Below are 24,742 nucleotides of genomic sequence, written 5' to 3'. Positions count from 1 at the left end.
TACCTGTAAATAGTCACTACCTGTCAAGAGAAATTGGCTTTCAACAGCTATAGTTTTCAATAATACGAGTTTGTCATGTTAAATTGGATAGGCATTGCGGCGATCAATATGGCCATCGCCGTCGCTTTAGGGGCGTTTGGGGCGCATGGCCTAAAAAATATCGCCAGTGCTCAACAACTCGAATGGTGGCACACTGCAACACTTTATTTGTTTATACATGCGCTGGGTTTATTACTGGTTGGTCTGTTTATTCGCATGAAATATGCTACTCAAATCACTGCATGGCTATTACAAATTGGCATTATCATATTTGCTGGTAGCTTATATGCGATGACACTTGGCGCACCACTTTGGTTTGGCGCGATCACGCCTATCGGTGGTGTACTAATGATTGCAGGTTGGCTATGGCTAGCATTGTCATCATTTAAGATGAACAAATTGGTCGCAAAATAACCAATCGATCAAACAATAAGTAAGTTGCACTCTATAGCGTATCCTCGTTTTGAAAATGGAGATAAAAATGAGGACACGCCTTAGTACGCATAAAAGGATAAAAAATCATTAAGGAGTATATTTTATGAGTACCATTATCGTTAATGGTAAGAAACTACAGACTACCCATCAGACTGTGCAACTGGTCATCAATGAGCTTGGTCTTAGCCAAGGTCGTTATGCAGTAGAAGTCGATGGTGAACTGATTCCAAAGAGTGAGCTTGCTCAATTAAGTATCGCTGAAGGTATGAATATCGAAGTGGTACAAGCAGTCGGTGGTGGCTAATTAGCTAAAATGATGATCTATTGATTTGAAAATGAATGTGCTTAAAGAAATGTATTTAAAGGTGAGTTTTTAAAAAATAATTGCTCATAAAAAAGACCTCAACGTAGCAAACGTTCGAGGTCTTTTTCCGTTTTAGGCAATGTCATTTAGAGATATCTAAAAATGCGGCTATTTATACTATTTATTATTTCATCAGCCAGTAATCATTAACCTTTAAATATCCTAAACTCTATAACATTAGACTGCTGGAGCGGCATCATCTGTCATCAGCTCTTCATAGCGTCCATCACGCCCAGCACCCTGAGTCTTTTTGCTCTCCAACTTAGTTTTGTACTTGCGTACTTGTCTATCAAGTTTGTCTGCCATCTCGTTAATGGCTTTATACATATCATCGTCAAGCGCTTGGACAAACATCTCTTTACCCGATACTCGCATAATCGCTTCAGCCTTATGGCTCTTTATAGCACCGCTGTTATCTAATGATAAAATGACTTGAATACTTTGTATTTGATCAAAATGACGACCAATTTTATCAAGTTTTTCTTGAACAGCTGTGTTCATAGCGTCGGTAACACTGATATGGTGACCACTGATAGAAACATTCATATTATTGTCCTTTTATTATGACTTACATTGTTGCCTACGTTGTTGCTTACAATCAACAGATGAGCCAGCATTCCTGCTTTTTCACCCTGCCTTACCAACAATGAATGGGGTGTCTTTATTGATCAGCGCCTTTAGTAATCGATGCTTTTAGCAAAAATCGAACGTGTCCTTTCGTTGTCATTTTGATTAATGAGATAAGTAAATACGCTAAATCGACACTTAGATTTCGTTGTTGGTATGACTCTAATTTGTCATGAATATCAAATAGTAGCAAGACAGCAAAGTGTAATTAAATGTAATAAAAACGGTTGTTTCCTGAATGTTTCTATATAATCAAAAAATTTTATTTTTTATATTTATCAAGAAATATATTAGCGATAGCACGATTTCTCTCTTAACTCATTGAATTGTGACATTTAATATTTCTGTTTACGCTGAGTAGACGAGCCAATATTCATTGCTTCACGATATTTGGCCACGGTTCTTCTGGCGATATCGATACCTTCCGATAATAAACAATCTTTTATGCGACTGTCAGATAATGGCTTTTTGGCATCTTCATCGGCTATCAGTTGCTTAATCATGGCGCTAATGGCAGTCGATGAAATATCACCGTCGGTACTGCTGACATGAGATGAAAAGAAATGTTTGAGTGAAAATAATCCCTGCGGCGTCAAAATTGTTTTACTGGTGGTTAGACGTGAAACGGTCGATTCGTGCAAATCCACTTCTTCCGCAATGGCTTTTAGAATGAGCGGTTGCATGGCAGTTGCGCCATGCTGCAAGAACTCTTGCTGATAACGCACGATACTGGTTGCCACTTTTAATAAGTTTTGATTACGCTCTTCGATACTACGAATAAACAAGCGGGCATCGGTGAGGTTTTCACGCAGATATTGATTGTCGGGGCTGTCATCACCGCGCTTCACCAAATTGGCATATTCTTGATTGACTCTTAGCTTTGGCATGGTGTCAGGATTGAGGCGCACATTCCAGCCGTCCTCTTGCGTCGATTTATCTGAACTCGTCTGACTCTGATGGTGACGTATAGGCGTGACCAAAACATCAGGAATATCATAGCTGGCTGGCGACTGAGTATAGTCTGGTTGGCTGCTTTGAAATAGCAGGCCAGGTGACGGATTCAAGGTACGCAGTAAGTTAAGCGCGGGGGTAATCTGTGCAGGCGCGAGTCCAGTCCGCTCAGTCAATACTTTGATGTTATTGCTCACCAAATGCTCACTGGCTGACAATAATGCTTGCGCTTCTTTTAGATGGTCAGTATTTGCATCGAGCTTGGACAACTGAATCGCTAGGCACTCACTGAGATTTCGCGCCCCAACACCCAGCGGATCACAAGACTGAATAACACGTAAAACAGCCATGACTTCATCGTGCTCAACCGATTCGTCCCATTGATAAAAACTTGCCATCGTATCGAAGCTTTGCAACAGCTCATCGATATCAAGCCGCACAAAACCCATGTCATCCATAGAGTCTATCAGATAGGTTGCAATCAACATGTCCGCTTCTGAGAGATGCTTAAAGTTCAGCTGCCAGCGCACATGGTCTTGTATGGTGGCAGAAGTGCCGCCTTGATAACTGTCAAAATCCTCGTCACTTTTGCTCCCCGAACTGCTCGGCGTAGATGCATAATTACTGCTATCAGCACTACTTTCAAAGCTACTATAGTCGTCACTATCCATCGTATGATTGTCTATGGCACCATCATCGATACTGGCTTGCTGTAATTTGTCCAAGCTGTCACTAAAGTCTTCATCTGGTTCAGAGGTATGGGTATTACTCTCAGAGGTTGCACTAAATGAGTCAATATCAGCGCTCTGGTTCCAGCTATCAAGTGTCAATGACTCATCTACTCTATCGCCGCTGCCATAATCGTATTCATCTTCATCATCCTCAATACGTTCAAGCAATGGATTACTATCCAGCTTGGCCTGAACTTCTTGCGCAAGCTCAAGACTAGAGAGTTGCAGCAATTTAATAGCTTGCTGCATTTGCGGGGTCAGTTTTTGTGAGGTGCTCAGCGTGGTCGCCAATCCGAAAGACATACTCATGGGTGGCTTATTACACTCCGATACTGGTGATAGTCTATATATGTTGCCACTTAAAGTAGCGAGTTAACGTTATCAGGACATGACGATAGCATTTTTCGTGGCAATTTTGCTATGATAATTTATAGACGGTCCAATACGCTTATTACTTTCTACTTATAAAACTCTATAAATTTGACCGTTTTAGCATGAACTGCTAAACAATAAACAACCAAATCTTGTTGATAATAATAAGGCTATATAAAAAATACAAGGTACATGACACAAAACCTTCGAGCCAATTGAACCACTCTTAACATTAACCGAGAATAATACGATGAATGACCAAGCAAATAAACCACATCTTGTCACTGCTGCGATTCAAATGAATAGCCAGCAAGACATCGAAAAAAACGTAGCGGCTATAAAAGCTGCCATCAGCGATGCCAGTCATCAAGGTGCTCACCTTGTTGTCTTACCTGAAAACTGCTGTAGCATGGGCGAGCAATTTACCACCGCAGAGCGCTTTGATGCGCTATCAGCGACGATAGCAGACTATGCCAGTACTTACGGTGTCTATGTGCTGGCAGGCTCACTACCCTGCCCTTATCGCCCTGATGGCGTCATCGTGCCTGATGGCAGACTGCGCCAAGTCAGTCAGCTATTTGCCCCTGATGGTACGCGAGTGGCACGCTATGACAAAATTCATCTATTCACGGCGACGGTAGCAGATAAACATGGCAGCTATAATGAAGCGGCGACGTTTGAGCCCGGCACACAGACTGTAGTTGCAACAGTAGAGAGTGATCATGCTGCTTATCAGCTCGGTATGATGGTTTGTTTTGATTTGCGTTTTCCTGCATTGGCACAGCGCTTACGTCAAGCAGGCGCTGACCTATTAAGTGCGCCATCGGCATTTACTTATTTAACGGGGCAAGCACACTGGTCGCTGTTACTTCGCGCGCGGGCGTTAGACAGTCAGTGCATGGTCATTGGCGCAGCACAAGGCGGCGACCATATTTATAAAAACGGTGATATCCGTCAAACGTGGGGGCATACCACTATCACAGCTTTTGATGGCACGATTATTAACAGCTATGAGGATAGTGAATTAAACAATGCTATTCATAAAGATAATAAAAATTATGCTTTGATCTTGGCAATCTTAGACAAACAGACTCAACAGCAAGGCCGCCAAAAAATGCCCATTTTTGATTGTCATCGTTTGGCGTAAGTCAGTTTCAATGCTGAGTACTGAATAGTAAGTATTGAATATCGGATGTTAGGTGGTATTTTTTTCAGTGCTTGCATGAGTCGCGCGCGGATGAGCGCGATCATAGACTTGCGTGAGTTTAGCAAAATCGACATGGGTATAAATTTGCGTGGTACTGATATCGCTATGCCCAAGCATTTCTTGCACCGCGCGCAAATCACCACTGCCCGACAGCATGTGCGAGGCAAAACAATGACGCAATAGATGCGGATACATATTTTGTGCGATGCCAGCACGGGTAGCCGCAACTTTGAGACGCTGCTGCACTGCCCGTGTCGATAAACGCGTACCCAATTTTTCACTAATAAATAATGCGCTGTCCATTTGCTCCACCCACAGATTACGATGCGGTAGATAACGACTAATCGCTTCTGCTGCCTTGATACCTAACGGCACCAAACGCGTTTTATTGCCCTTACCTGTCACTCGCACGCGCAAATCAGCCAAATCTACATCTACCACATCCAACGCGACCAACTCACCTACGCGCAGACCGCTGCTATAAAGCAATTCAAACATCGCTTTATCACGTAGCCATAGGCGCGCTTGTTCCGGTGTGTCAGGCATCTCTTGGTCAAGCAGCTGAGTGAGCAAATCAACATCAGCGATAGACGGCAGCGGTCGAGGACTACGTTTGAGCTGATAGCCAGTCGTTGGATTGATACGTGCCAAGTTCTCTTCTATCAACCAGCCATAAAAATGGCGAATGGCTGACAGCTCTTGCTGGACGCTAGCAAGTGCCAGTTTATCTTCATCCAAGCGTTGACTAATATGCTGGGCTAATTGGCGCTTATCGCAGCGCGTCCACGTCAGGCGTTTCCCACGTAAAAATAGCGCCAATTGGTTCAGTCCTGCAAAATAAGCGGTCAACGTATGCGGCGAATGATTGCGCACCGACAAGACATTAAGCCAACGATGCACGGGCGCTAACAAATCACGTAATGCAGCATCCGACTCTATAGCCGCGGCGTGCTCGACTGATAGCCATGCTTTTGCCTCAGAATCTGAGGTAGGCTCCATCGTATGATTGTTTTTATTAGACATAGCCCTATTATCCATTAGCCTTCTGGATTGGGCTTGATGCCCGCTTGTGCCATCAGACCATCTGGGCTAAATACGCCTTCGTAAACAAAGGCGGTCGGACCGGTCATCATCACTGAATAACCCGGCTGCCATTTGATGATCATACTGCCACCATAAAGCTGCGCACGCACGTCTTCGCCTTCATCGAGCCAGCCTTCGCGGATACCAACCGCTACTGCGGCACAAGCGCCAGTACCACAGGCTTGTGTCTCACCGACACCGCGCTCATAGACACGCAGACGAATGTGACGCTGATTCATCACTTGCATAAAGCCGACATTGACACGGTCAGGAAAGGCGGGATGCGATTCGATGGCTTTGCCTAAGGTTTCAACGTCGGCATCGAGCACGTTATCAACTTTGATAACGGCATGCGGGTTGCCCATATTGGCAACATAAAGCTGTACAGGAGTACCATTTACATCGAGATGATAGGCGTTTTGAATTTTGGTTGTGGCTCTGGGGGTAAAAGGAATCTCGCTTGGTTCAAATTTCGGCTTACCCATATCGACTTCGACCCAGCCATAACGATCAGTGGTCAATGAAATGATGCCGCTTGCCGTCTCAACGCGTAGGCGCTGTTTAAATGACAGTTTACGCGCTTGCACAAAACGAGCAAAACAGCGCGCACCATTACCGCACTGCTCAACTTCTGACCCATCAGCATTAAAAATGCGATAACTAAAATCAACGTCAGGACGCATCGGTGGCTCAACGACGAGCAGCTGATCAAAGCCAATACCCAAATGACGGTCACCCAGTAACTGTACCAAATCCTTGGTCAAATCTAAGCGCTGAGTCACCAAATCGATGACCATAAAATCATTGCCCAGACCATGCATCTTCGTAAATTCTATTAGCATATCCTTGTTATCCTATCCTATTTTTATGTATGTCTTATATTAGCACGCTGTCAGATACAATCATAACTATCACCGCTATCAAATGCTAAGTTAACACGATGCTAAATCCACCTTGTACAGCCAAACTGACATCTCTCATTAGAGCAGGCCATAAAAAAGCCCATCATCAAAGACAACGGGCTTTTTATCTAGGGCATGTCCTCAATCTGAACGAAAACGCCTAAATGGGCTAAAAATGGCTAAATCTGTTGGTCACCGATTTATTTACCTTGCCACAATACTTCGTCTGCATATAGCGCTTCAATGGTTTCGCGTTTGCGAATCAGTTGATGGCTATCATCGGCGACCATTACCTCACTAGCACGCGGGCGTGAATTATAATTACTACTCATGGTAAAGCCATACGCACCAGCGCCTGTGATTGCTAAAACATCGCCTGCCGCGAGCGACAATAAACGGTCTTTCGCTAAAAAATCACCCGTTTCGCAAATAGCGCCAACGATATCCCATGGCTGCGTGCCATCAGTGTCGATGCCATTATCAGGCAAAGCACTTGGAATGACTGCCATTTCAGCTTGATATAACGCCGGACGAATCAAGTCATTCATTGCTGCGTCAACAATGGCAAAGTTCTTATGTTCCGTTGGTTTTAGCACATCAACCTTAGTCAATAATACCCCAGCATTTGCCACAATACTGCGACCCGGCTCAAAGAATACCGTTAAGCCAAGCTCGCTAAGTTTCGGTAATAACGCTTGAGCAAACTCGTCGATAGATACTGGTGTCTCATCGATATAACGCACACCCAAACCACCGCCCAAATCGATATGACGCAGCTCAATACCTTTATCATGTAAGTTATATATCAGCTCAATCACTTTATCCAAAGCCGCGACAAATGGCGCAACTTCAGTCAACTGCGAGCCAATATGACAGTCAATACCGACGATATCGATATGAGATAATTGCGCCGCTTGCTCATAGACGGCAACTGCGTCTTCGTGGGTGATACCAAATTTATTGTCTTTTAACCCTGTTGAGATATACGGATGCGTCTTGGCGTCGACATTCGGATTAACCCGTAGTGAAATTGGCGCAGGCTTATCCAATTTCTGTGCCACATCATTAATCAAAGTCAGCTCGCTGATTGACTCTACGTTAAAACAACCAATACCTTGGGTCAGGGCATACTCGATATCGCTATAAGTCTTGCCCACGCCTGAGAACACCACACGTGAAGCGTCACCACCTGCCGCCAATACCCGCATTAGCTCGCCGCGTGAAACGATATCAAACCCTGCGCCTGCTTGCGCCAATATACCAAGTACTGCAAGGTTAGAATTAGCTTTTACAGCATAACAAATCTGGTGCGTTAAACTGGCAAAGCTATCGCTATAAGCTTGATAGACATCCAAAATGGCTTGTTTTGAGTAGACATAACAGGGCGTACCATAGTGTTTAACCACATCATCAATGCTCACCTGCTCCATATACAATGCACCATCGCGATAATCTAGCGCGGGTAAATGGGCGGTTAAAGCTTGAGGATTAACATACAAGCCTTGCTCAGTTTGGATCGTGACAGATTCGCCAGTTTGTTGCTCAGAATGACTCATATAAACATCTCTAATTTCATCAGGTTACAAAGTTAAAAAAATCTTAGGGTGCACACCGAAATCTCGTTGACGGCATTGAGTTTTTAATAAAAATCAATAATCATTCGGGTCTTCACTGGGTTCCGGTAGCTTAAAATCATCCATTTCTTGATGACCATCATCTTGTGTCGAATAGGTACTACCCTGTATGTTAGCGCTATCCGTAGCTCCTTGAACCGTCTGGCTACTAGCGTCGGCGAGGTATAGATTGCCTTTTTGACCGCAACCCGTCAAACCCATTATAACCACCCCACTAATAATAAAAGTGGAGATAACACGGCGACCAAGATCAGCGACATTAGTGTGCTCAGTTTTCGAAAAGCGGTTAATAGTAAACATAGAATAGAGAACCTGTGACTTTGCAATGGCATGAGAATGATAAAAAGCACGAGTCATAAAGGCGATAGATCCAACCCTATAGACAGCTAAATAAAAGCTATCGCCATCGCTAAAAAATGACAATATGACTGCTTTGGATAATAGCATTATTACATAATGCTGTGTGCATACTGAATATCCCTAATCAATAAATTTGGACGAGTTTGGTTTTTCTAAGTTTTACTAGACCGTGCGACTGCCATTTACTAAGCGAGCGTTGATACTAGCGGTCTTAATGTATCGCTATAATGGTAAAACAGTCTATTATATTTACTTAGACAAATTTTCTTACAATTTATTATGAGCTATTATATTTGGCTGTAGCAGCCGACAAACCCTAGCGACACTCGGTGTACAGTTGTATTGTCTATACCACATTCTATCGATTTAACCCTTATAGTTATCGTGGTATAGCCCTAAAACTATGGTACATTATGTGTAGACCTTGCGACTGTGTTGAGGCGCTAGCATGCGACTTAACAAGCACTGATCAATAGTGCCAGCCCAAGAGTGACCAGAATCAGCAATGTACTTGCTTGACCTATGTCGGCATGGATGCGGCTGGTTTTTGTTTATTCAACCGGTACTCGTCTGTGATGAGTCACCCTTTACAAAATACAATCTAAGGACAGAGTATGAGCGCCAGCCTAACCACCACTTTTGATGACAAAAATACCGAAACATCGAATCTAATCAATCCCACCTTAGTCCTCAACTGTGGTTCCTCTTCTATCAAATACGCGCTGATTAGCGAAGACAATTCTATTCGTATCACTGGTTTGGCCGAAAACTTAGGACTCGATACTGCTCGTATCAAACACACGACGTTAAATGGAGATAAGCTGGAAATCTCTATCTCAGGTGGTCGTCATCAGTTAGCACTACAAAAAATCCTTGAGCTATTAGAACAGTATCATTTCATCGCCGTTGGTCATCGCGTGGTTCATGGTGGCCGTGAGTACTCTGCAGCAGTCCGTGTCGATGAGCATGTGCTGGACGAAGTAAAACGCTTAAAAATACTCGCACCCCTACATAACCCTGCCCATGCTTTAGGTATCGAAGCGGTACAGGCGATTTATCCTGATATTCCTCAAGTCGTCGTCTTTGATACGGCCTTTCACCAAACCATGCCTCCTGTTGCTTTTCGCTACCCACTACCAAAAGCCCTATACGAAGAACACAAAATCCGCCGTTATGGCTTTCATGGTACCTCTCATGCCTATGTCTCAGAGCGTGCCAGTGAAATTACTGAGTCTAAAGGCCCACATGGCTGGCTTACAGCGCATCTGGGTAATGGCTGCTCGGCAACTGCCGTTTATGACGGCAAAAGTTTTGATACCAGTATGGGTCTGACCCCGCTTGAAGGGCTCATGATGGGTACGCGTAGTGGTGATGTTGACCCAAGTCTACACATACACCTAAAGCGCCAGCTCGGTATGAGCTTGGAAGAGATTGATGCCATGCTCAATAATGAAAGTGGTCTATTGGGTGTCTCAGGATTGTCTAATGATTTACGTACCGTCGAACAAGCGGCGAACGAAGGTCATGCAGATGCCAAACTCGCTATCGAGATGTTCTGTTACCGCGTCGGTAAATATCTTGCCAGCTTAAGCTGCGCGTTACCAGAATTCACAGGCATTGTCTTTACAGGTGGTATCGGCGAAAACTCAGTCACCACCCGAACCAGTATCCTAGAAGTGATGCGTCATTTCGGCATAAAAGTAGACGCTGACAAAAATGCGAGCTTGTTTGGTGGTAGCGAAGGCAGCTTCCACGCAGACAATAGCAGTATCGAGCTATGGGTTGTGCCAACTGATGAAGAGTGCCGTATTGCTCAAGAAACACGTGAAGCATTGGGCTTACTCTAAGCTCGACACTTTTTATAAGTTGCTTATATTATAAGTTACTTGTAATTTTCTCATAAGCTTCTAGTCGTCTTATAAGCTTTTATTCATTAGACGTGTTAAGTTATTTTTTTGCCCAGCGCTTCTTATACATAGCCTATGATGAGAAGCGCGACGTTTTACTCATTCCAGCAAGGATGAAGTGAGCTTTAAAAATATAATAAACCGTAGGATACTTTATGCAAACCATTTTACTAGTTCCCATCAGCCGTGGTATCGGCGTAACGTCAGCAGCGCTTGGATTGATCCGCGCTCTTGATTACAACGGTATCAAAGCGGGCTTTATGAAGCCATTTTTGCAAGATGATACACTTGATAAGCAAAACAGTTTAGACAGCTCAAGCGCGTTAGCAATGCATGCTTTTGGTCTGACGCCACCTAAATCTATCAGTCGGCAGCGTGTCGAGCGTATGATTGGTGATGGTAATCTTGATGACTTGATGGAAGAAGTGGTCGTCAATTATCATACTCTGGGCGATGATTACGATGTGGTGATCTGTGAAGGCTTAGTACCGACCACAGAGACCTCTTATGCCTCACAAATCAACCGTGCGATTGCCCATGCATTAGATGCTAGAATCATTTTTGTTAGCACTGCTGATACCAGTAAACCAGCCTATCTGGCTGATAAGCTTGACGTTCACGCTCGTGAGTTTGGCGGCATCGCCCATGAGCGCACACTCGGCGCGATTTTGATGCGTGTACATGACTTGCCAAATGCGCAAAGCACCGTAGAAAATCAAATCGTTGCCCCTGGTGAAGCGGTTGTGAGTTTAGATGAAGGCTTTATGCAAGAAGTCCAGCGCCTATCACCGCATTTTAATACTGATGCGTTCCGTTTAATCGGGGTAGTGCCATTCAGTGATTCACTGTCCGTGCCTCGTACGTGGGATATCGCCACTGAGCTTGATGCCAAATGGCTCAATGTCGGTGAAGCTAAGTCACGCCGTATTAACCGCATTAGCCTAACCGCACGCTCGGTCGCACGCGTCGATGAGGTGTTTAAACGTGGCACCCTTATCGTCGTACCGGGCGATCGAGATGATTTACTATTAGCAGCAGGTTTGGCTTGTATCAATGGTATCCCGCTGGCAGGATTGGTATTAACTGGCGGCGTCGAGCCGAGTGCAACCGTCGCTGAGCTATGGCAATCTGCCCTCAAAACAGGCATCCCTGTCATGAGTGTCGAAAGCGACAGCTATGAGACCGTACAAAGCCTCATGCACATGAGCGCAGAGATTCCAAGTGATGATACTGAACGTGCTGAAGAAGTGGCTCGTTATGTCGCCGCCCATTTAGATCTTAGCTGGATTAAAGACTATTTTAGTCAAAATCATGAGCCGCGCCTCTCACCATCTGCATTCCGTCATCAAGTGGTTAAAAAAGCACAAGACGCCAAAAAACGCATCGTGCTACCAGAGGGTTCTGAGCCGCGTACGGTTGAAGCCGCTTGTATCTGTCAAAGCCGCGGCATCGCCAACTGTGTACTACTCGCTAAGCGTAGCGATGTCGAGCAAGTGGCTAAAAATCTCGACTTAGTTTTACCTGAAGGTCTTGAAATAATTGATCCTGACACGCTTGATATGGATAAGTATATCGCTGCAGTGGTCGAACGCCGTAAAGGTAAAACCAGCGCAGAAGTCGCTGCTGAATACTTAAAAGACACCGTATATCTAGGCACGACCATGCTACAGATGGATGAAGTCGACGGCCTCGTTTCTGGCGCGATTCATACCACCGCCAATACCGTCCGTCCAGCATTTCAGTTGATTAAGACCGCACCGCAATATTCGCTCGTATCATCAGTATTTTTTATGCTGCTACCTGAGCAAGTGGTTGTCTACGGTGACTGTGCCATTAATCCTGATCCAAATGCCGAAGAACTTGCTGAGATTGCCATTCAATCAGCACAGTCTGCTGCCGCCTTCGGTATTGATCCAAAAGTTGCGATGATTAGCTATTCTACAGGCTCATCAGGAACTGGCGCGGACGTCGAAAAAGTCACCCGTGCGACCCAAATCGTCCGCGAGCGTGCGCCACACCTAAAAGTCGATGGACCGCTACAGTATGACGCCGCTTCTGTCATGAGCGTCGGCAAGCAAAAAGCGCCTGATTCACCGGTTGCTGGGCAAGCCAATGTCTTTATTTTCCCAGACCTCAATACGGGCAATACCACTTATAAAGCCGTACAACGTAGCGCCAATGTGGTGAGTGTTGGCCCAATGCTGCAAGGTTTGAATAAGCCAGTAAATGACTTGTCTCGCGGAGCCTTGGTCGATGATATTATCTACACCATTGCCCTTACTGCTATTCAAGCTCATAGCGACGCGATTTAATTGCATTAAAATGTAGGACTAATTGCGCTATAAGTAACCGACTATCAAAATGATGGTCGGTTTTTTATTGGCTATATTCATAACTGACTTTTTTAAAAATTTTCATCACGGATAGCTAAGCGCTCATTTTACCTAGTATTTCAGCGCTTTTAATGACAGATGCCCGCTTGCCCTCTACAATAGCGCTACCATCGAAGCATTTAACCTAAAAAGGTCAGCTGATAAAAGGGTAAAATGCATCAACGACAACGTGCCTCTTATCTATTTTTACGCATTTATTTATGCCAAATACCAGCAAAAATTCTCAAAAAAATACACCTGCGCCAGCTATTCGTGCTTATCTTGGCGGCTCATTTGATCCCGTACATGATGGTCATCTGCAAATGGCGATGACTGTTTATCAGCGTTTGCTACCGATAGCCAAGCAGCAACAGCGCGCGCTGCACGTGTCACTATTGCCCAATGCGCGCTCACCCTTTAAAGAAAAAAGTACAGCTCCTAAACATCGTCTGGCGATGTTAAAGCTTGCGACACTCCATACACCGCTACAAATTAATGAGCTTGAGCTGTGGCAAACACCGCCTGTTTATACCATCGATAGTGTACGCACGTTGCGCCAGCGTTATCCGCATGACAGTCTAATATTCATCATCGGTATGGATAGCGCGCTGAGTTTGAGCAAATGGAAAAACGGTTTAGAGCTTACGGATTACGTCAATCTTTGGGTGTTTAATCGTGATGATCTGTCTGATATTAATCATAAAAATAATCACCTGTTGGCAACCACGTCTCATTCCGCGAACAAAACGTTAGTCGCGCAGGATACGATGAACTTGCACATCCAATTACCTGCGCAGCTGCAATCTTTACGCATCGATGCGCCTATTGATTTATTACAGCCCACCTCTCAAGCATCGACCGATAGCCGTCTCTTGAAAAACACCCATCAAGGCCACATCTATATAGACTCGCGTCCTATCGCCACGATATCCAGTACACAGATACGCCAACAGTTGCAGCCGACAGACAATCTATCGAATATAATATCCGCAGCGGCAAGGCAAATGACATCTATCGCACCAATAAATGATATCATAGACAATACTGCACCCAATCCATTAGCTAAATGGCTAAATCCTGCTGTTTATCAATATATTATCGCCCATCAGCTATATTCTGCTGCTCAATTCCGTTAAAATCGCCTTATCTTTGTCATTTTGCCCATCCAGTCTCTACAGCTGACTGGCGACATCTAGTCCATTCGACAATGCCAACGCATGCAAATTGACGATTTACCTTTTTATTTTTAATATTGACGATTCAAGAGATCAAAATTTATGACCAACACCATGACTGAAGAACGCTTAAAAGAATGCTTAGCCGTTGTTGAGACCGCTCTAGACGATATGAAAGCGAAGAACATCACCGTAATGAATGTAGAAGATTTGACTGACGTAACCGAACGCATCGTTATCGCTGACGGTACTTCTAAGCGCCATGTACGCGCGATGGCTGACAATGTCGGTGCTGAGGCGAAGCAAGCGGGTTTTATGCCACTTGGTCGCGAAGGCGGTATCGACTCTGACTGGACATTGATTGATCTGGGCGCTGTCGTCGTGCATGTGATGACGCCACAAGCCCGTGAGTTCTATGACTTAGAAGGTCTATGGTCATCACCTGAGCAATTGGCTGAGCTGGTCGCTGTACCACGTGAAAAGAAAACTGCTGGTCGCCGCAATAAAAATAAATAATTTTATTTATTTTTATAACGCTGTGAAAACCAAAAAGACCAGATATCTATTCTGGTCTTTTTTTGTCTAAAATTTACCGTTCTAATACCCTTTCATGTACTACTAAATTTTAAGCGGCTGAATGCTTAGCATTAGATGAATGATTAAGCTAAGATAATACGCATTATTAATACCAGTATTAAAGTAGCCTCTCCCCTAATAAATCCCTATAGATTAGGAAAACCTATGAGCTTAGAACCTATAAATATAGCAACGCTAACATCCTCTACCCAAAAAAATGTAGCCGACTTTAACCAAACCCTGCCGCTACATATCGCCAATCTAATCTGCGTCCGCGCTGGCAAAGCCATGCCATTCACCCGTGAGCAACTAAGTGCCATCGATAAAGCCCCAATCAAAGCCCCTGTTGCGGTCAATTTCATGGGATTGATTACTGATGAGCAAGCCGATCGCAAGCATCATGGCGGCCCACTCAAAGCCGTGCATCAACTGGCACCTGCAACTTATGAAAGAATCAATACAGAGTTTGGGCTAAACGTGCGCGTCGGTACATTGGGCGAAAACTTCACGACCGAAGCAGTAAATGATTTGCCTGAAATGACCGAATCTACAGTTTGTATTGGCGACGTTTTTGAATATGGTAATACGGCTACTAGTACAGATGATGTTGATAATTTACAACTGCGTATCGTGCAACCGCGCCGCCCCTGCTACAAAATCAATGATCAGATCGGACAGTTTACCAAAGTGCCGAATATCGCGGCATGGATCAGCAAACAAGGTATCGCTGGTTGGTATTTCAAAGTGGTACGTGATGGCATGATTAGCGCTGATTTACCAGTTTACTTGATAGAACGTCCCTATCCTTTTGCGACACTTGAGACATTATGGCAGCTATCAAATTCAAAAGAAAAATTTGCAGCGGAAGTCATTGAACCTTGGCTTGCGATTGAGTGTTTAGAGGACAGTTGGAAGAAAGTGTTGGCGAAGAAGATTCGCAAGGATTAAAAAAGCTTTCAAAGATATCTCGAACTCATCTATCTACTATCAATAAAAAATAAAGGCAAGTATAGTCAATCCTATATAAATCAGATACGGTGTCAGGCTCTCTTAGTCTACTATTTGTAGTACTTTCGCTCGCCTTCCTTGTATCCAAATTATATTGAAACGACTATATCAAAGCTCACCTTTATCACACAGAGCATTTCATGGTAAAAAACATCTTTTTAGCGTTTGGCTTAACACTGCCCTTGATTGGCTGCGTAACCACAACCTCTCCAGTCGCAACCACCAAGAGCTACATCGTGGACAGTAAAACCCACCAAGCCACTGGCAAAAGCGAGCGCATCAAAACCATCGTCCTGCACTATACGGTGTCAGACAACGACAGATCGATCAAAACACTGACCACAGGCAAAGTCAGCGCCCACTATTTATTGTTAGATAATGACGATGATAAAATCTATAATCTAGTCCCAGAAAACGAGCGGGCTTGGCATGCAGGTGATGGCGGCTTTGCAGGACGGACGATATTGAACGATACCTCTATTGGCATAGAAATCGTCAATGCAGGGATTGCGCCTAAGTATCAAAATGCATTAAAAGACGGTAAGTTGGCGTATCATCCTTATGAGCATTATGTCGCCTTTAATGAGTGGCAGATTAAAAAGGTCGCGGAGTTGGTGCAAGATATCACGGCGAGATATGACATTTCACCAAAGAATATCATCGGTCATTCTGATATGGCACCCTCGCGCAAAATAGACCCCGGTGCAAAGTTTCCTTGGGAGCAACTGTATAAGCAATATGGCATCGGTGCTTGGTATGATGACGCTGATAAGCTTGCTTTTATGGATACAGACACATTTGCAGCGGCCACGATACCTGAGCTTAAGCAGCAATTTCGAGACTATGGCTATCAGATTAACAGTAGCGACGAGTGGGACAAAGCCAGTCGCGATGTCGTCTATGCGTTTCAACTGCACTTTAGACCCCGTAACCCAACAGGAACGGTAGACTTAGAGACTTATGCTATTTTAAAGGCATTGAATAAGAAGTATGCTGATACCAATGATTTTTATTAGGGCATGTCCTCATTTTAAAAATGGTAATAAAAATGAGATAAATTTCCGTCAAACGAGGAAAATAGCGTAGATAATATCAGGATATTAACAAGCTATTTGACGATGTATGGCAAGATTTAGCCATTTTTAGCCCATTTAGAGGATACTCAATTGAATTGAGGACACGCCCTAATTATGTCATCAATAATAAACGAGCTGTACAAGGAATTTTATGAGCACATTGTTTAGCGTAAATTTGAATAAATTGGCTTTAATCCGTAACTCGCGCGGTACTGATTACCCTAACTTGTTGACCTTTGTGAAAAAGCTGATTGACCTAGGGGTTAAAGGCTTTACCGTACACCCGAGACCCGATGAGCGTCATATCAGATACCAAGATGTCTATGATATCAGTGCATTCTTAAAGGACTACCCAGAGATTGAGTTCAATATCGAGGGCAATCCAAACGAGCAGTTCTTAAAGATTATCCGTGAGGTAAAACCGCATCAATGCACGCTCGTGCCAGACAGTGACGATCAACTGACCTCCGATCATGGCTTTGATATCATCACTCATCATGAGTTTTTATCAACGTTGAGTAAAGAGCTGCAAGCCTTTGGTACGCGCTGTGCGGTATTTATCGACCCTGATATCGAGCAAATCAAAGCGGTCATCGAGAGTGACGTACAGACGATCGAGATGTATACCGAAGAATGGGCGCGCGCCTACAGTAATGGTAAGAGCGATGACAAGTTTGATTTCGATGAGGTCAAGCAACGCTTTAGCGACTGTATTAATCTAGCCAATCAAAACGGTATCCGCGTCAATGCGGGTCATGATTTGAATTTGGATAATTTGGCTGATCTGCTTGCGCTTAGTGATATCGCTGAAGTGTCGATTGGTCATGCATTTACGATTGAATCATTGGAGCAAGGCATGGAGAATGTCGTGCGTCAGTATTTAGCAATTTGTGGTTAGTTCATACTAGGGCGTGTCTTCAATTCACTCGATAGTCATCTCAATGGGCTAAAAATGGCTAAATCTTGCCAAACATCGTCAAATAGCTGGTTAATATCCTAATATTATCTGCGCTATTTTTCTTGTTTGACGGCAATTTATCTCATTTTTATCACCATTTTTGAAATGAAGACACGCCCTAATAAGCAAATAGTTTGGTTCTATCAGTAGTCTTAATATCTACATTATCAGCGCAAACGCTAATAATATTAAAAAAGGAATCTTTATGTATCAAGACTTTCAGAAACACCTACAACAAGAAATCAATGATATACGCGCGGCAGGACTGTATAAAACTGAGCGCGTGATCACCTCTCCGCAAGATGCGCTCATCAAGATCACTGATGGCCGTGAGGTGCTTAACTTCTGTGCCAACAACTACCTTGGTTTGTCTGACCACCCTGAAATTAAAAAGGCGGCTATCGGAGCTATTGAAAACTCAGGTTATGGCATGTCATCAGTGCGGTTTATTTGTGGTACGCAAGATTTGCATAAGCAATTAGAAGCGGCGATTTCTAAGTTTTTTAATACCGAAGATACGATTCTTTATGCGGCTTGTTTCGATGCCAATGGCGGTGCATTTGAGCCACTGCTGACTGCTGAGGATGCCATTATTTCTGATTCGTTAAATCATGCCTCAATCATCGACGGTGTGCGCCTGTGTAAAGCAGCACGTTATCGCTATGCCAATGCAGATATGCAGGATTTGGAGACGCAATTACAAGCGGCGCAAGCACAGCGTTTTCGTTTGATTGTCACCGATGGTGTGTTTTCGATGGATGGTAATGTCGCGCCAATGGATGAGATTTATGCGTTGGCACAAAAATATGATGCCATGGTGATGATTGACGAGTCGCATTCAGCAGGCGTGGTCGGTCACACTGGTGGCGGCGTGACTGAATTGTTCAATCTACGTGGTGATATTGAGCTGATCACTGGTACTTTGGGCAAGGCGTTTGGTGGTGCTATTGGCGGCTTTACCACGGGTAAAAAAGAAATCGTTGAGATGTTGCGTCAACGCTCACGCCCGTATCTGTTTTCAAACTCCATTCCTCCTATGGTGGCAGCGGCTGGGGTAAAAGCGTTTGAGATGCTGTCACAAGACAATACCTTACAAGATAAATTACATGAAAATACCGCTTATTTTGTGAAAAAAATGCAAGATGCAGGCTTCGATATCAAGCCCACCGCATCGGCGATTTGTGCGGTTATGCTTTATGATGCCAATGTCTCTCAGCAAATGGCAGATGAGCTGCTGAAAGAAGGCATTTATGTGATTGGCTTCTTCTATCCTGTCGTGCCCAAAGACGAAGCTCGCATTCGTGTCCAACTCTCTGCCGCCCATACTCGCGAGCAGCTAGACAAGTGTATCGCCGCCTTTATCAAAGTCGCCAAGCAAATGAAGGTGATTGATTAAGCGTCGTTCGGTATTCGTTCGGTATTCGTTCGATATTCACTCGCTAGATTCAATCATTAAGTACAACACAGCTAAATAAGAGAAAAGTATGAAAGCACTGGTTAAAGCCCATGCCAAAAAAGGCATCTGGATGCAAGACATGCCAGAACCTACTGTTGGCATCAATGACGTTAAAATTAAAATTAAAAAAACCGCCATTTGTGGGACAGATTTGCACATTTATAAGTGGGATGAGTGGTCAGAAAGAACCATCAAGACGCCGATGATCATCGGACACGAATACGTCGGTATCATTAGCGAAATAGGCGATGGCGTGAAGCACTTTGAAGTGGGTGATCGAGTCACTGGCGAGGGTCATATCGCTTGCGGGCATTGCCGTAACTGCCGCCGTGGCAAGCTGCATGTGTGCGAAAACACCATCGGCGTGGGCGTCGACCGCGATGGCGCGTTTGCCGAATATTTGGTGATACCTGCCGATAATGTCATCAAACTCGATGAGCGTATCAGTGATGAGATGGCAGCCATTATGGACCCCTTTGGCAATGCCACGCATACTGCCCTTTCATTTCCTGTCCTTGGTGAGGATGTACTGATTACGGGTGCAGGACTGATTGGTTCTATGGCAACAGCGATTTGCCGCTTCGCAGGGGCACGTAATATCGTGGTCAGTGATATCAGTGATTATCGCTTAGCGCTTGCCAAAAAAATGGGTGCAACCATGACCATCAACCCAGCCAAAGGTGAAACCATTGAAGGCGCCATCGCTGAGTTAAAAATGCACGGCTTTGATATTGGGCTTGAGATGTCAGGCTCGCCTCAGGCTTTTGATTCGATGATTAGTAACATGTATAACGGCTCTAAAATCTCTCTATTAGGCATTTTACCTAATACTACCACGGTGGATTGGAGCAAGATTATTTTTAAGGCGTTAACCCTAAAAGGTATTTATGGGCGCGAGATGTGGGAGACGTGGTATCAGATGGAGCAAATGCTGATTAGCGGTATTGATCTATCGCCCATCATTACCCATCGCATGCACATCGATGACTTTCAAGAAGGCTTTGATATCATGGAAAGTGGACAATGCGGTAAGGTAATTTTAAGCTGGGATTGATAACGTGGTGAGTCAGTATTTGAAAAGTCGTGGTTAGGGTTTACATTGTCACGACTAATAAAACGGCACTGATTTCAGTGCCGTTTTTTTATGGTAAAAATTATACGAGGATAAACTATGGGCAATTCTGAAGCCGATAAACTTGAAAAGTATTTGGAAGAAAAAGCCAAACAAGATCAGGAAAAAGAGCATGTATCTGAGCCGCTCTCTGCTTATGATGCTTGTGTGCTAAAGGAAAGTGCTAAGATTCATGAATTGATAGCGGAGGCTCAGAGAATTATTGAAAAGTAAATCTGTGGAATATAAAACTGAAATATAAGAGGTGGGCTTTTTAGCTCACCTTTTTTGTGTATATAGATTGAGAACCAAACTAAAGCCCTCATTTAAATTGGTAGTAACGGACTATTGACTCACAAATATCTAAGGACTCAAATTGAAAGTATCCGCATCCAATATAATTAGCTGGGTAGAAAACAATAATAAAATAGCGCAGCAAGAGCTACCTCAAATAATAAGGCGGCTCTGCTTTCATGCAAAAGATACAAAGGCAATCTCGTTCCCTGCTGGTGACTCTACTTTTATGCCATCATGGGACGGAACTCTTGAATCAACTGACGGGAATGCATGGATTCCTGCTGGGAAATCCGTTTGGGAGATAGGTACAGATAGTTCAATAGGTAGTAAAGCTAATAGTGATTTTGGGAAAAGAACAGAAGACGCTTCAGAAGAGTTTAAAGCTGAAAATACTTATATCTTTATTACTCCCCGACGTTGGAAGAATAAAGAAAGATGGATTACTGACAATAAAAATACAGAAGGCTGGAAAGAAGTTAGAGCATATGATGCTACTGATTTAGAGGAGTGGATTGATAGTCAGCCTTCAAATGCAGTCTATATTGCAGAGGTTCTAGGGATTGGTGGCTACGGCATTAAAAGTGCTGAAGTTTATTTCAATGATTGGGCGCATCAATGTAAACCAGCTATAACTAAAGAAGCGCTAACATTAGGAAGAGAAAGCTCTTTCGAATCATTGGATAAAGAATTTACTAACAATTTTATTAAGGACAATTATTCAGTTATTAGTGTGTACTCTGACAGTATTGAAGAGTCTGTGATAAGTGCTATCGTTACCGTAATTAATAATAACAAGCTTCTCTTAAACTCTCTAGTAATTACTAATGAACAAGGTTGGCAATACGTTCAAAATAATCCAGAAGTTAAAATCATAATCTGTGCGTCACCTGAAATTGCTAAACAACCTAGTGTTAGAAACGACTTAACACTAATATCACCTCAATCATTAGGCAACAAACCTGCTGATGAGAAAAATATTATTCTAGAAAGAGCCAGTTACTCAGAGTTTGAGAAAGCTTTAGTAGCTTTAGGAGAAGAAGAAAGCGATGCAAAACGCTTATCACATCAAGCAGGTAGGTCATGGTCAGTTTACCGAAGACTTAAAGCTATCAATCCAGCTATCTCCAAACCTGACTGGTCAGACGGAAATTCTCTAGCTCTTAGTTTATTATCCCTGATTGGTTCATGGGACGGAAACAATGCAAATGATAAGGCTTTTGTGTCTTCTATTGCACAAACTGAATATCAAAATATTGAATCGGAGCTTTTGAAGTTAGCTTCTATTGATGATACGCCTGTAATGAAAATTGAGCAGGTATGGAAGATCAAATCCCCTGTAGAGGCATTACCTTTTGTTAGTAGTTCCATTAGCAGTGAGTTAGTCCAACACTACTTTGATAGTTTGCTTGAATTATTTTTAACAAAGCATCCAAAGTTTGAACTAGATATCAATCAACGCTATATGGCTAAAGTCATTGGTAAACAATTCCCTTATTCAGAAGTATTGCTTGAAGGTATTACTAACTCATTGGTTAAGCTCGCTGTCATAGGTGATAGATTCGTCAAGCTAACAGCTACTAATTTTCAATTTGAAATCAATCAACTGATAAAAGAAATATTATCAAACAATAGTAGAGAAAACTGGTTGACACTAGAGCCGTACTTTAGAAGCTTTGCAGAAGCTAGTCCAGAAGAATTCTTGGGTTCGATAGAAAAAGACCTTCAAAGAGACACTCCTTTAATTCAAACTTTATTTACAGAGAGTAGTAGTGACGTCATGACTGGTCGACGTTATTTCAATAACCTATTATGGGCATTCGAAGTTTTAGCTTGGAATCCTCGATACATTACTCGTGCCTGCAAAATTTTAATTGTGTTAGATAAATTTATAGTTCCTTCAAACTGGTCTAATAGTCCATTTAACACTCTTTATTCCTTCTTTAGACCATGGTTTCCACAGACCAATACAACTGTAGAACAACGTATAACACTGCTAGAACGAATCATAACGCTTGACGAAGAAACTGCTTTCAAAATATTTTTAAGACAAATAGATTTGAGGGGTGATCATGCATATTCAAATGCTCAGCCAGTTTGGCGAGATGATAATGCTGGTCATATTGTATTAGAAGCTGATATGCATAAAGGCATAGAATATGCGAATGACAGCATAATAAAATTAGCAAATCTTAATTCGGATAGAATTTTACAAATTCTTGAGTTATATATATTTGATAGTTTAGACTTATGGCAAAAAGTACTTAACTTGCTTTATGATTTGGCTAAATCATATATAGAAGACGATGTTCGTATACGCTTTCAAAGTAAATTAAGACAATTTAAAAATCATCACCCAAGAACCTCTTTGAATTCTGAGGATCTAACACGTCAGCTGGATTATTATATTGAAATTTTTAAACCCGAATCTATTGTTAATGAGTATTTATGGCTATTTACTAATCAAGCTGATAGCTGCTTTAAAGGAGCTTCTAATGATTACGATTACAAAGAGCGCCAAGAGATAGGCGATAAAAAAAGAATTGAAGCTATCATAGTAATCTATGAAAAATATGGAAAAGAAGTAATATTTAAACTACTAGCTAAATCAAATAATAAAAGACTCTGCTCAGTTGCAATCATTCAATCCAAAATTTTAGAGCCCAAAAATATCATAGATTTGTTAGTACAGAATATCGATTTATATGATCTTGATATCCTAGATAGTATTGTATGGTCTGAAGGCAACTCAAAAGTTATCACAAACTTTAAATTAATCATGGATGAATCAAATATATCTTCTATATTGAATAATGAAGATAAAGTTAGTTTGCTTTTGAACTTACCGTTTAATAAAAACGTATGGGATACAGCAAAGCTATATAACCTTGAAGATGAATACTGGGACAGGTTTAATGGTTATTTAGCTTGGATAGGCGATGTACAGGACAAAGAATACTGTATCGGGAAGCTTATAGAAAGACAACGTCCAGTGGCTTTATTAAATGCTATTAGCTTAAAGTTTACAGTCTTACCAGTCGAGCAGCTTCTACAAATTTTAGAGCTTTTTATTAACAACCCTGAAGATCAGTATAAAAATTTCGACAGTCATATAATTAAAGAGATGATTGAATATCTTGAAGAGCAAAGTGGTTTTGACGAGTCAAGATTGGTATATATAGAATATCAGCTGTTTTCATTACTTGGGTACGATGAAGCGATCAGGCTAAAAACTCTTTATAGAAATATAATGAATGACCCAAATTTCTTTATACAATTACTTCAGTCATTTTACTTAAAAAATGATGATGCACCTAAACAAGAAAAACCTACAACTCTGCACAACTACAAAATACTTGATGAGTGTGAGTTTTTACCAAGTATTAATAAAGATATGGAACTTAATGAACCTGATTTTAGAGCTTTTGTTAAAGAAGTTAGAGTGCGAAGCGAAGCTCTTGGTATTTTAGAAGCTTGCGATAGAGTACTTGGTCGAATATTATCTCACTCTCCACATGAAGACGATGAAAAAAGTATATTGACGATGGTGGCAGATGTTTTAGATTTGTTTGACGCTGAAGATTTGAGACGAGGGTTCTATTCAGGTACTATCAACCAAAGAGGTGCTCACTGGAGGGACAAAGGTGGAAAACAAGAAAGGGCTTTAGCAGACAAGTACAGACAGTATGCTAAACCGTGGATTATTTCACATCCTTATGTAGCTGAAATGTTTGAGAATATGGCACGTTCGTATGAAGATACAGCTAAATACTGGGACAACCACGATAAGCTGATGTCTGAAAATCTTCGTTAGCTACAAATAGTGGCCTTGAGACGCGTTTTAGCCCCGACTGTAGCGGTATCCTGCTGGTTTGGGCAAGTTGCGATGGCTAGGTTTTGGGGTGTCGACGCGAAGCAAGCGACGATCCAAACCGTAGACAGCGCCGCGCCCAGACTGGCAGATACAAGCGTAAGGCGGGAAATAGCTCCCCTACTCTTAAAAACACCCAAATCCCAAACACAAAAAAGGTGAGCTTTGAGCCCACCTTTTTATTTTAAAAAACCGCTATCTAAAACTATCAGCAATTGCTAGAGGTTTGAGTA

Annotated in this window: 20 protein-coding genes; 14 read left to right on the top strand and 6 right to left on the bottom strand. The window is 42.7% G+C overall.

The genetic code is table 11. The annotated features are described in order from the left end of the window. The first annotated feature begins 75 nt into the window (after positions 1-75). Positions 76-453, top strand: coding sequence for a DUF423 domain-containing protein (locus tag C8D84_RS07470; RefSeq protein ID WP_109591180.1), 378 nt, complete (start codon positions 76-78; stop codon positions 451-453). 124 nt (positions 454-577) lie between these two features. Continuing rightward, positions 578-778 carry a sulfur carrier protein ThiS gene (thiS, locus tag C8D84_RS07465; protein ID WP_045443372.1) on the top strand — a complete coding sequence of 67 codons (201 nt, stop codon included), beginning with the start codon at positions 578-580 and terminating at the stop codon, positions 776-778. 237 nt (positions 779-1,015) lie between these two features. Here thiS and hpf read toward each other — a convergent pair whose 3' ends face one another. After that, entirely contained in the window at positions 1,016-1,384 is a 369-nt protein-coding gene (gene hpf, locus C8D84_RS07460) for a ribosome hibernation-promoting factor, HPF/YfiA family (RefSeq protein WP_060490316.1), read from the bottom strand. Positions 1,385-1,800: 416 nt separating this feature from the next. Continuing rightward, positions 1,801-3,456, bottom strand: a complete 1,656-nt coding sequence (locus C8D84_RS07455) for an RNA polymerase factor sigma-54 (RefSeq protein WP_109591178.1) — start codon at positions 3,454-3,456, stop codon at positions 1,801-1,803. A gap of 313 nt (positions 3,457-3,769) precedes the next feature. Between C8D84_RS07455 and C8D84_RS07450 the strand changes: the two genes are divergently transcribed. Further along, entirely contained in the window at positions 3,770-4,666 is an 897-nt protein-coding gene (locus tag C8D84_RS07450) for a nitrilase-related carbon-nitrogen hydrolase (RefSeq protein ID WP_109591176.1), read from the top strand. A gap of 48 nt (positions 4,667-4,714) precedes the next feature. On the opposite strand, the gene C8D84_RS07445 is transcribed toward C8D84_RS07450, so the two are convergent. The 4 genes from C8D84_RS07445 to C8D84_RS07430 form a co-directional block, all read right to left on the bottom strand. Continuing rightward, the gene (locus C8D84_RS07445; protein WP_109591174.1) at positions 4,715-5,749 is read right to left on the bottom strand and encodes a tyrosine recombinase XerC; all 1,035 of its coding nucleotides are present in this window, start codon (positions 5,747-5,749) and stop codon (positions 4,715-4,717) included. Positions 5,750-5,763: 14 nt separating this feature from the next. Further along, positions 5,764-6,651 carry a diaminopimelate epimerase gene (gene dapF, locus C8D84_RS07440; protein ID WP_045443366.1) on the bottom strand — a complete coding sequence of 296 codons (888 nt, stop codon included), beginning with the start codon at positions 6,649-6,651 and terminating at the stop codon, positions 5,764-5,766. Between the two features lie 260 nt (positions 6,652-6,911). Beyond that, positions 6,912-8,267, bottom strand: a complete 1,356-nt coding sequence (gene lysA, locus C8D84_RS07435; RefSeq protein ID WP_109591167.1) for a diaminopimelate decarboxylase — start codon at positions 8,265-8,267, stop codon at positions 6,912-6,914. Between the two features lie 93 nt (positions 8,268-8,360). Next, positions 8,361-8,792 (bottom strand): LptM family lipoprotein, encoded by a 432-nt coding sequence (locus C8D84_RS07430; protein WP_109591165.1) that lies wholly within the window; start codon positions 8,790-8,792, stop codon positions 8,361-8,363. A 527-nt stretch (positions 8,793-9,319) separates the two neighbouring features. Here C8D84_RS07430 and C8D84_RS07425 point away from each other — a divergent pair. The 11 genes from C8D84_RS07425 (at position 9,320) to C8D84_RS07380 (ending at position 24,452) form a co-directional block, all read left to right on the top strand. Then, the gene (locus tag C8D84_RS07425; RefSeq protein ID WP_109591163.1) at positions 9,320-10,552 is read left to right on the top strand and encodes an acetate/propionate family kinase; all 1,233 of its coding nucleotides are present in this window, start codon (positions 9,320-9,322) and stop codon (positions 10,550-10,552) included. Positions 10,553-10,767: 215 nt separating this feature from the next. Beyond that, positions 10,768-12,924, top strand: a complete 2,157-nt coding sequence (gene pta / locus C8D84_RS07420; protein ID WP_109591161.1) for a phosphate acetyltransferase — start codon at positions 10,768-10,770, stop codon at positions 12,922-12,924. A gap of 281 nt (positions 12,925-13,205) precedes the next feature. Continuing rightward, the gene (locus tag C8D84_RS07415; protein ID WP_109591159.1) at positions 13,206-14,120 is read left to right on the top strand and encodes a nicotinate-nicotinamide nucleotide adenylyltransferase; all 915 of its coding nucleotides are present in this window, start codon (positions 13,206-13,208) and stop codon (positions 14,118-14,120) included. Positions 14,121-14,261: 141 nt separating this feature from the next. Beyond that, the gene (gene rsfS, locus C8D84_RS07410; RefSeq protein ID WP_045443355.1) at positions 14,262-14,675 is read left to right on the top strand and encodes a ribosome silencing factor; all 414 of its coding nucleotides are present in this window, start codon (positions 14,262-14,264) and stop codon (positions 14,673-14,675) included. A 225-nt stretch (positions 14,676-14,900) separates the two neighbouring features. Continuing rightward, the gene (locus tag C8D84_RS07405) at positions 14,901-15,683 is read left to right on the top strand and encodes an MOSC domain-containing protein (protein ID WP_109591157.1); all 783 of its coding nucleotides are present in this window, start codon (positions 14,901-14,903) and stop codon (positions 15,681-15,683) included. Between the two features lie 200 nt (positions 15,684-15,883). Then, a complete protein-coding gene (locus C8D84_RS07400; protein WP_109591155.1) occupies positions 15,884-16,759 on the top strand; it encodes an N-acetylmuramoyl-L-alanine amidase in 876 nt (291 codons plus the stop codon). Positions 16,760-16,970: 211 nt separating this feature from the next. Next, the gene (locus C8D84_RS07395) at positions 16,971-17,717 is read left to right on the top strand and encodes a pyridoxine 5'-phosphate synthase (protein ID WP_109591153.1); all 747 of its coding nucleotides are present in this window, start codon (positions 16,971-16,973) and stop codon (positions 17,715-17,717) included. A 265-nt stretch (positions 17,718-17,982) separates the two neighbouring features. Continuing rightward, a complete protein-coding gene (kbl, locus tag C8D84_RS07390) occupies positions 17,983-19,173 on the top strand; it encodes a glycine C-acetyltransferase (protein ID WP_109591151.1) in 1,191 nt (396 codons plus the stop codon). A gap of 88 nt (positions 19,174-19,261) precedes the next feature. Next, complete coding sequence (gene tdh, locus C8D84_RS07385; RefSeq protein ID WP_045443351.1) at positions 19,262-20,287, top strand: L-threonine 3-dehydrogenase; 1,026 nt, start codon at positions 19,262-19,264, stop codon at positions 20,285-20,287. A 117-nt stretch (positions 20,288-20,404) separates the two neighbouring features. Next, on the top strand, positions 20,405-20,578 hold the full coding sequence (locus C8D84_RS13745; protein WP_170108287.1) for a hypothetical protein: 174 nt from the start codon (positions 20,405-20,407) through the stop codon (positions 20,576-20,578). Between the two features lie 142 nt (positions 20,579-20,720). Further along, positions 20,721-24,452 carry a hypothetical protein gene (locus tag C8D84_RS07380; RefSeq protein ID WP_109591149.1) on the top strand — a complete coding sequence of 1,244 codons (3,732 nt, stop codon included), beginning with the start codon at positions 20,721-20,723 and terminating at the stop codon, positions 24,450-24,452. The last annotated feature ends 290 nt before the right edge of the window (positions 24,453-24,742 follow it).

It is taken from the genome of Psychrobacter immobilis, from assembly GCF_003148585.1.
Taxonomy (GTDB): Bacteria; Pseudomonadota; Gammaproteobacteria; order Pseudomonadales; family Moraxellaceae; genus Psychrobacter; species Psychrobacter immobilis.
Note: the sequence above shows the minus strand (reverse complement) of the source record. Positions and strands in the feature narration are given on the sequence as shown.